This is a genomic window from Anabaena azotica FACHB-119 (genome assembly GCF_014697625.1).
Lineage (GTDB): Bacteria > Cyanobacteriota > Cyanobacteriia > Cyanobacteriales > Nostocaceae > Trichormus > Trichormus azoticus_A.
On sequence record NZ_JACJSG010000098.1, the window covers coordinates 1 to 8843 of the forward strand.

The 8843-nt window shown below is 44.1% G+C and carries 11 protein-coding genes and 1 pseudogene; 10 read left to right on the plus strand and 2 right to left on the minus strand.

Features of this window, described 5'->3' with window-relative positions:
- Nucleotides 1-85 precede the first annotated feature (85 nt).
- On the minus strand, nucleotides 86-328 hold the full coding sequence (locus H6G83_RS34015) for a hypothetical protein (protein ID WP_190480470.1): 243 nt from the start codon (nucleotides 326-328) through the stop codon (nucleotides 86-88).
- A gap of 194 nt (nucleotides 329-522) precedes the next feature.
- On the opposite strand from H6G83_RS34015, the gene H6G83_RS34020 reads away from it, so the two are divergent.
- The 9 genes and pseudogenes from H6G83_RS34020 (at nucleotide 523) to H6G83_RS34060 (ending at nucleotide 6746) form a co-directional block, all read left to right on the plus strand.
- Complete coding sequence (locus tag H6G83_RS34020; protein ID WP_190480472.1) at nucleotides 523-960, plus strand: hypothetical protein; 438 nt, start codon at nucleotides 523-525, stop codon at nucleotides 958-960.
- A gap of 572 nt (nucleotides 961-1532) precedes the next feature.
- A complete protein-coding gene (locus H6G83_RS34025) occupies nucleotides 1533-1853 on the plus strand; it encodes a helix-turn-helix domain-containing protein (RefSeq protein WP_242045000.1) in 321 nt (106 codons plus the stop codon).
- A gap of 346 nt (nucleotides 1854-2199) precedes the next feature.
- Nucleotides 2200-3765, plus strand: a complete 1566-nt coding sequence (locus H6G83_RS34030; RefSeq protein WP_190480476.1) for a hypothetical protein — start codon at nucleotides 2200-2202, stop codon at nucleotides 3763-3765.
- An 89-nt stretch (nucleotides 3766-3854) separates the two neighbouring features.
- The gene (locus H6G83_RS34035; RefSeq protein ID WP_190480478.1) at nucleotides 3855-4061 is read left to right on the plus strand and encodes a hypothetical protein; all 207 of its coding nucleotides are present in this window, start codon (nucleotides 3855-3857) and stop codon (nucleotides 4059-4061) included.
- Nucleotides 4062-4078: 17 nt separating this feature from the next.
- On the plus strand, nucleotides 4079-4282 hold the full coding sequence (locus H6G83_RS34040) for a hypothetical protein (protein ID WP_190480480.1): 204 nt from the start codon (nucleotides 4079-4081) through the stop codon (nucleotides 4280-4282).
- Between the two features lie 20 nt (nucleotides 4283-4302).
- Complete coding sequence (locus H6G83_RS34045) at nucleotides 4303-4443, plus strand: hypothetical protein (RefSeq protein ID WP_206759025.1); 141 nt, start codon at nucleotides 4303-4305, stop codon at nucleotides 4441-4443.
- Nucleotides 4444-4481: 38 nt separating this feature from the next.
- Nucleotides 4482-5531 carry a hypothetical protein gene (locus H6G83_RS34050; RefSeq protein ID WP_190480491.1) on the plus strand — a complete coding sequence of 350 codons (1050 nt, stop codon included), beginning with the start codon at nucleotides 4482-4484 and terminating at the stop codon, nucleotides 5529-5531.
- Between the two features lie 53 nt (nucleotides 5532-5584).
- Nucleotides 5585-6211: pseudogene (locus H6G83_RS34055) on the plus strand (Uma2 family endonuclease).
- Between the two features lie 340 nt (nucleotides 6212-6551).
- Nucleotides 6552-6746 carry a hypothetical protein gene (locus tag H6G83_RS34060; protein WP_190480485.1) on the plus strand — a complete coding sequence of 65 codons (195 nt, stop codon included), beginning with the start codon at nucleotides 6552-6554 and terminating at the stop codon, nucleotides 6744-6746.
- Between the two features lie 229 nt (nucleotides 6747-6975).
- Here the strand turns inward: H6G83_RS34060 and H6G83_RS34065 are convergent, their stop codons facing one another.
- Complete coding sequence (locus H6G83_RS34065) at nucleotides 6976-7524, minus strand: hypothetical protein (protein WP_242045002.1); 549 nt, start codon at nucleotides 7522-7524, stop codon at nucleotides 6976-6978.
- A 32-nt stretch (nucleotides 7525-7556) separates the two neighbouring features.
- Here H6G83_RS34065 and H6G83_RS34070 point away from each other — a divergent pair.
- Nucleotides 7557-8843: hypothetical protein (locus H6G83_RS34070; RefSeq protein WP_190480487.1), on the plus strand; the 1287-nt coding region annotated here is incomplete at its 3' end.

Sequence of the window (8843 nt, forward strand, 5' to 3'; positions counted from 1 at the left end):
GATAAGATATCGGGCATGGGCGATAAGTGGTTTTTGAGTTGTCGTTGTGAGAGACAACAACTCTACTACGAAACGCCCTACCTCTTCACTCTCTGATTTTGGCTAAGGTATTGATCACAAGCAGCAATTGATGGTGCGCCGCCGCAGGTTCTGGAGTATTTCTTGAATAGCGACATCGATGGCGATGGGCGCACACTGTCTCAGGAGATTTTTCAAGATGGGACAAATCCCCTGGAATCAGACTCACCCCAACCATCACCCAAGGCACAGGTTTTATCTCCATCTCCATCCCCAACTGAAGATTTGGACTGGCAAATATAGCATACATTTCCCAATTTTACTAGCAACCAGAGTTTTGATTTTTTCAGAACCCTGGTTGCTAGTTCTTTTTTAATAGCACACTTAAACTTTGTTAGGTCGAGAGTTCCATTTTTTCATGTATCCATGTAGGTGTATGGCAACTACCTACACCTACTTCCTCAATAATTGACCATTAATAAAGTTTAAGTTCTAAGGTGATATATGACTTTACTAGGTATTGACAAGTCATCCGTTTCCGTTGATACAACCCAAGTAAAACTGTGGGGTGAAGAAGATTTATTAACCCCCACTCTCCGCCGAGAAAAACTAGAAACCCTTTTATGCCAAAAAGTACAGCAAGGTGAAGACCCTACCTTATGTCAAAAAGTATTAGACTATCTGTATTTCTCGGCATTTCAAGATAAGGTCAATCGCATTGCTGTCCAAAAGGAAAAAGAACGCTCGGTATTTGCCTCCGTACAACAAGTGATTATTACATCTTTCGCCATTTTAGGAATGTTTGCGTTCCTCGCCGCCGCTTGCAATAAGTCCGTTGTGCGATCGCCTTCCCTTGGTGTAAACCCACCTGCAATCCAACAGCAAGCTCCGGGCGCAACGCCTGGGGTGGAGCTAAAGCAGGGTAATTTCAACAATCGTTGAAACAAATAGTGTCAATTACTTGGTGGTGTCTGTTTTGGTATTATCTGACTGGGCTATCGTTTGTTCGCCTTGGGGTTGCTGTCCATAATTAAGAATCTTACTAAAAGGTAAAAGGCGATCGCTAGTTTTGTCAGGACGGGCGGTTGCCTTTGGTTTTTATAGACAACGTTGTGGAGAAGGCACAACGCATTTATCAAGATTTGGTGTAGCGTAGCCATTAACAAAGAAAGCAAAAACCAGTGGCAGTTGAGTATTACCAAGACAAGAACAAGATAGTTGCACTAGATAACGATTGAATGCTTGGGGCTACCATATGTGCTTGATGAAATTGTGTTTTCACTCTTCAGATGTGTGATACTTGCTTGCTCCCCTGTTTAGCGTAGTCTTACGGAGGACTTGCTTTCTTATATATCTCATATACCTCCATGCAATGGAGGTGTCAAATGATGGAGGCTATCGTGATATGAGGGTTAGCTATCACAATGAGGATGGTCAATCAATATTGCTTATCATCTAATGATAGTGCCATTAGATGGAGGTAGTATACATATAGGAGTCATTTGGGAATGCCAATGATTAATGTTTTAAAGGAGTTTTTAGCAACTAAAGGAGTAGAAACGGCTTATCAATTTCATAAAAAGACTGGGCTACCCCAAGCTACTGCTTATCGCCTCTATAATAAGCGCAATGTTTATCCTGATCAGAAAACTCAAGAAATAGTGTGCAGAGTTTTTGATGCTCAACCTGGAGATTTCCTGCGCTATGAGCCTGATAGTGCAGAAGAATCAGCTAAACATGATACTCAACAGTCAACTAGCACTGTCAGTAATCTTAAATCCACACCATTTTCTGCTGATGATGAATCTCCAGGTTTAATGACAGAAGCGGCATAAGCATAAAACTGATTTGGATTTGATTAACACTTAAATTAAATACTTAGTCTCAATAGCAACCTTGTTATATAGATTATCAACTCAAGATTTAAAGCTTTAAACATTTAGTATCAAAGTTTTAAGTCTCACTAGTTGAAATTGAAAGCTGCAAGGTTGTTGAAGTTTTTTGAGAGCGATCGCCGCCTACCAAGCAAGTGCGATCGCCAACTCAAATCGTTAGACAACAAAGTGAGCTAAATATAATGCTGACATATTTGGGGGAAACCTACCACATCAGCATCAATGTTCACTTTGGTTAAATTGCGTCCCTAACTCGAATGAGCATTTACCATCGTGAGCAAAAAATATGCTGACACTGGAAAAAACTCCAACCCCTGACTACAACCTGCTCAACTCCAGCATTAAAGAAACCTTCACATCCCTCGACCGTTTCGAGTGGCAAGCTGTGGGCGAACTCCTGCAAATGCGTGACTCTGAGCTTTACCTTAAAGCAGGGTACGCCAGTTTTCAAGAATACTGCCACCGTGAGTTATCTGCATGGGGTGGATATCGGAGAATCACCCAACTCTTGGGGGCTAAAAAAGTCATCGACACGGTAGGTGAGTTAGGGCAGCACATCAAGAATGAGCGTCAAGCCCGTCCCCTACTCCGTTTGGTCAAGGAACCAGAAAAGCTCAAAGAAGCTGTGGCTTACGCAGTCAAAGAGAACCCCTCCCCAAGCGCATCGGATTTTGCATCTGCGGCTCAAAAAGTGGTTCCACGAACTCCACGCCCACGCCAAAAACCCTCATCTGAGGAACCAATGGTTCCCAAAAATCAAGAACCAATGGTTCCTCGTTTTCCCACGGTTACGGTTACGTCACCAGATCACCCAAGACACGGTGAATCTGGAACCATCGAAGCAGACCCGCCAAACCCAACCCAGCAGATTGTAACTTTTAGTGATGGCGAGAAACTGTTGGTCAATAATGATGATTTGACCATTGAGCGCAAATACCCAAGAGAATACACCGAGGCGATCGCCGCAATCGAACAACAGTATCAGCAAAAAATTGAGCGACTAGAACAGGAATTGAGGATTGGTCTACAGTCTGAAGCCACAGCCAAAGCTGAACAGCAGATGCAGGAACAACTCTCGTCATGGCAAAAATTATACCAACAGCAGAAAGAGCAGATCATACAGATGCAGCAACGCCTGGACGAAATGGAAGCTCTTAGAAAGTTGGGGGACGAGAACGAGCAGTTAAGGCAACGTAATCAGGAGCTAGAAAACGCGGTACAAGAACACCCCGCCAAGCAGTGGGGTAATACTCTTACTAAGCAGGCTGCTAAGGTACTCAATAAGGAAGTCTTGCGATCGCTAGAGCAGACCATCGATTTGCGATCGCTAGCAGTTGAACCGCCCAAGGAAAATGCCCAGGAGTGTCTACGGCTCATGGGTATTGCGCTCGGTAATTTGGCGACGGCGATGAACAATGCCCAAGCGCTGCAAGCTGCGGCTGTGCTTCTGGGGAGTGAGCCAACACCGCAAGCGATCGCATATCGAGCCGAGCAGTTGCAACTATTACCCCAAGCTGTGAGTGATATTCGGGCTGTGCTGGCCAAACCTGGGTGTACTTGGCAGGACTATTTAACGGTAGCCCAAGAGTACGAAGTTATTGAAGAAGATTACTTAGCCCAGTTGACCCCACAAGAGGTAGAGCTAATCACCGCTCTAGAGAAGTCCGCACAACCCAAAACTATAGGTGTCGGGTCTATCGTTGCCCACGCTGATATTTACAGTGCCTTATACAAAGCCAGAGGTGAAGTTATAGAAGACCTGGGCGATGAAGTTTGGGTGGCTTGGGAGCATTGGAAAGACCGCCCGAAAAAGACTGACCGATATTTCAAAAAAGAATTACGGCTGTTGTAGGGCTGACGACTACTCAATAGCTCAAACAACCGAATGCGGCATGACTCAACTGCTGCTGATATTTTCATGCGTCAAAATTTGGAGTCATTATGAAATTCATTACATCATCAGAAGCTACAGATACCCCTTTTGACCAAATCAAAAAAATTGATGAACAAGGTATTGAGTATTGGTTAGCAACCGAATTGTTAGCCTTGCTAGGTTACAAAACTTGGAAACGAATTAGGGACACCGTTGAAAGAGCAAAAATCAGTGCCAAAAATTCAGGCGTAGACCCAGCTATTAGAAAAAATTGAACAGCAGAACAAGGTAATTGAAGCACAAGGAACTGCGATCGCACAACTACAAGCGCAAGTACAAACTCTGTTACCCCCGTCATCCGATTTTATACCCCCCGGCTGGGATGCTGAGGTTTGGCGATCGCTGCCTCCACAAGATAAACGCCACTTCCGTTTTTTGTACCGTCGCCGTCGTTTCCGCCCCTCCCAGCAGAGTCAAGCGGAACCCGTGGCACTAAGAGCCATTAGTACCGAGCAGATGAAGCAAAAGCAGAGGGATGAGGTATCGCAGTTAGTTGGTGAAGTATCTCCCGAACAGAAACAAGAAGTTCAGTTAGCCAAACAAGAGATGTTGAGGCAGTTCTGGTCACAAGCGCCAGATGAAGATGTGCCGTTTTAGATTTACCAATTTCTGCAAACATATATGAAAGGTGAGATATGAGCAGCATTGCATCTACTGAGAAATTCTCTGTCCTGGTCATTCTGCGCCGGGAATACCTCGACATCACTGGTAACTACTGCGCCGCCAAGCTGATTGAGTATTTCCGCCATTGGACAAAGTGGAAAATGAAAAATCACCGTACCCCTTGGGTGTATCAGCCCCTCAAGCGGATTTACGCTGACCTAATGGGTGAGCATAGCCTTCATGTGATTCGGGCTGCGATCGCACTACTTGAAGAGATGGGCATTATCGAGAAGCAGAAGAATCCAGGTAACGGACAGGATAGGACTTGGCAGTATAAATTAAACTTTAATGTACTGAATAAGCTACTTGAACCCCGCACAGGCAAAACTGAACATTCCAGGTTCAATGCAGAACAACACCACAGAAACCAACCTAAAACTTCAAAACCACAACAACACAGTGCTGTTGAGCCTTCTAAAAGTGAGGAGCTGGAAAACGAGATTTTGGAATGTGACCAGGAAGGGTCGAGCCAAGCCCCAGAGTTAGAGCTACCCCAAGATACTCACTACGTTGATGAATCAGAACAAGATGACTCGACTAGCGAGATAGACCATCATGGGGGTCATTCTTCCGCCGCCGTGTCAGGTTTTCATAACGAAGACTCTGATGATGATGATTACACTGAGCCTGTGGAAAAATCAGTACAGCCGAGTCAACAGGAGGTACAGGAAGTTTTGCAGCAGTTGAGGGAGATTCCTTGTACGCCACAGTTTCGGTTAAATGGGGAGATTCAGCGCACCGTCAAGCGGTACTGGGACAATGTGCCGGGTGCGATCGCTTACTTGAAAGAGGCGGTGCGGACTTGGAAAGGGGTCAAATCACCGGAGGCTGTGTTTGTGGCTGCTTGTAAGGAGGGACGGAAGCCGGAGGTGCAGCAGGCTAAGTCGGAGGCGTTCGCTTGGTTCGAGCGGGCGAGGAAGGAGAGGATTGTGATTGCGATGTCGGGTGAGGTTGTGTACACGCCGGGTGGGGAGGCTGTGGCTTTGGCGGAGATGATGCGGCGGTATCCGGTGGGGGAATGAGTAGCACATGGCTTAAGATAAGAACAAATCGCCCATGAAGCGAGTTATGGCTTATGTCTCTAACCATCCAAGACTTAGAACAATTGCAATCACAACATCCCGATTTGCGGATGGAGTTAGTCGAGGGAAACATCATCGTTATGGGGCCATCCGATTACGAGTCAGACGAAATTGGTTCTCGTCTGCTGACGTTCCTGAATATGTGGGTCATGCCTCGCAAGCTAGGCAGAGTGACTGGTTCCAGTGCTGGTTTTATTTTGCCCAGTCTGGAGACAGATGTAAAGACAGGCGACCCGGAAAAAAGAAACTTACGCGCCCCGGATGTGTCTTTTGTTCGGGCTGAACGACTTAAAAAACTCAGCGTGACTTTGTGGAGTTAGTGCCGGATCTCACTGTTGAGGTCAAATCTAAAAGCGAGAGTCCTTCGGACACGCTACGCGAACGCATCAAACCACTGCAAGAAAAAATTCAACTATTCCTAGAACTTGGCTCCACAGTGGGTATTCTCATTGACCCTGACAAACTTTTGGTGACAGTTTACCGCCGTAACCTTGAACCAGTTGTCTTAAGAAGTAATGACAAGCTGACTCTACCAGAGTTACTCCCTGGTTGGGAATTAGCGATTGCCTCCGGCACTGGCGAAGCCAATCGCAGAACTTTGGCCACCTGAATTTGACTGAATCAATGCAACTGGTTTGTAGGGTTGAGCAACTGTTCTGCTTGCACCTACCAAGCTACCTAACCCACTTCAGTTAGGGAGCAATGCGATTTCGTTAGACGACCCGAAAAACAGTGCGATCGCCTGAAAAAGACGGCACTTGTATTGAGCGTGGTTGCTCTTGCACTGTGTCCCCTACACCCTGCCCGAACGGGGATATTAGAAATAACATACATTCTCCAATTTTCATAGACACTTTAGTACTAAAAAAAATAGTAATAAAGTGTCTCGCACTTTCAAAAATGGGCATTTAAACTTTGTGAAAGTTACGTAAATGTTCAGTTTCCACAGGACGAGTGCTTATGAGTTTATGTTTTGGCACAAGAAAGATTTATGTGCGATCGCCAATACAAAGACCAAGGGAACCCAGGCGATCGCCTGAAAAAGACGGTACTTGTATCGAGCGTGGTTGCCATTCCTCTGGGTTCCCTACACCTTGCCCGAACGAGGCTAGTTCAAACCCTACACCAATGCGCGAAAATCTAGGCTTGCAATAATATCATACATTCGCTCCTTTTCATAGAAACTATAGTACTGAAAAAAACAGTACTATAGTTTCTCGCACTTTCCAAAAGGGGCATTTAAGCTTTGTGAAAGTCACGTAAATGTTCAGTTTCCCAAGGACGAGTGCTTATGAGTTTACGTTTTGGCACAAGAAAGATTTGGTTATGTGCGATCGCTGATCCAAAGAGCAAGGGAGAAGTGCGATCGCATGGAGTACGTCACCTAAAACGATGTATTAGGGTCAAATGGCAGAGTGCTTTCTTCTTCAAAGTTAGCTAAGTCTTGCTGCATCTGTTTGAGGCGTTCTAGATATGTACGACTTGAGGCTAGCTTTTCTTCCATTTGTTCTTTGCCAAAGTTGATACCTTGTTCGGCATATTCGGCAGAAATTCTATTATAACGGTCAACCTCCAGCCTTTTACGCCTTGCCATTTCATCCAACCAATCTTCGCTGGTTCCACTCGCCAATTCGGATTCTCGATACTCTGGTTTGAGAGAACCATCTGGGTTAAATTGCCGCTTTTCTTCCTCTGTGAAAAAGTCGTAAGCGGTGTATATGGGCCAGTCTTCAGGTTGGGTTTCATCTAGGAGTTTCCATTTGTCATATTTGATTTTCAGTCTACGAGCATAATCATCAATTGCTTCATTACTCATTCCCTTGGATAACATTTGCTGTCTAGCTTCCGGCTTTAAACTTCCATCGACATTAAATTCTTCGCTGTGCATATTTAGCCAACGTTTAATCCGAGACATATTCACAACTGTTGACATAATCAACTCCTAATTTTTTATAAAATAAAGTTATGACTTTAGAATTTAGACATTTTGACACCCGATTAAATCAATGGATTCATACTGATGGCAATCAGAAAAATCCTAATTCAATTTTAGCCGAAGAACTAAATAATACACTACTAGAATTTTACTTCCCCGGCAAACAATTCTCTTTTGGACATACAGATGAGTATAGTAAAGCAGAAGATTTAAGAAATCATCCAGATGGACATATTCTGTTACTATCTTCTAAAACAAGGTTACTATACGGCTCTCCAGAATGTTTATCAGAAATTGAAAAACTTTGCCCAGATAGGAAAGACCGTGGTGCATACGGTTCCATTTTTCTAGGTGCTTGTAAAAACTCGCTTCATGAAGAGTTAAATATTTTAGTTGTAGATGATTCTCAAGAGAAAGGAGAGAATGGAGGTATTATTGATAGGGAGGAAGCGTTTAAATTAGTAGGTGATTGCTATGGGCAAATATCAACCGAACTCTATGACAAATTGACTAAGCGTCAAGAACAGTCAGATAAAAGTTACCGTGTGATTCAGCACCGCTTTGGATGGAAAGAAGCTGATGGTGAGGATACTAAATATAGATTTGGGAAAGGAACATTAAGACCATATGATCTACATGAAGTAAAATACGCAGATCCTAACAATCACCCCAAAATCGATATTATTCTCCCCCTATCCAGTTTCAAAGGCACAGACAAGGATCGCCCTGGTGAAGCTATTAAGCCACAGATTCAACCAGGATTATATAGACAGAAAATCTGGCTTGGTGAAAAGTCCCAGTCTCAAAAAGGAAAGACCGCCATATCTCAACTGATAGCATCCTTCCCCCAAGGCATCAAAGACTTCGCGGAGGAACTAGAGGCGCAGGCTCAAAAATTAGCCGAAATGCAGTCCGACCCCAGAAAAGTTGCTCAACTTTACTGCGAGAAATATGAACAACGCAAGGCTTTCACTGAGGGACAAATCGCCTCACTACAGCAAACAATTACTGAGCAAATTGCTGATGGAACACTTACAGAACAATTAGAATTGCTAAGTGAAAATGAAGATGAAGAAGAATTGGAAATAGATGATGAAGATGAAGCATCACCTAAAGATGATTTGTTGATGTACAAAATCATCAAAGCTGATCTAACTGGGGGTCATAATCAGCTTTTAGAAACTGAGAAAGTTCGGAAGGAACTGAGTAGATTTGTCCAAAAAGAGTGGCGTGATATTGCCATCGGCAGAGCTATCACATTTGATAGAGGCATGATAATCCCATCCAAAGAGTTAAAAAATGGTGAGATTTGTGTA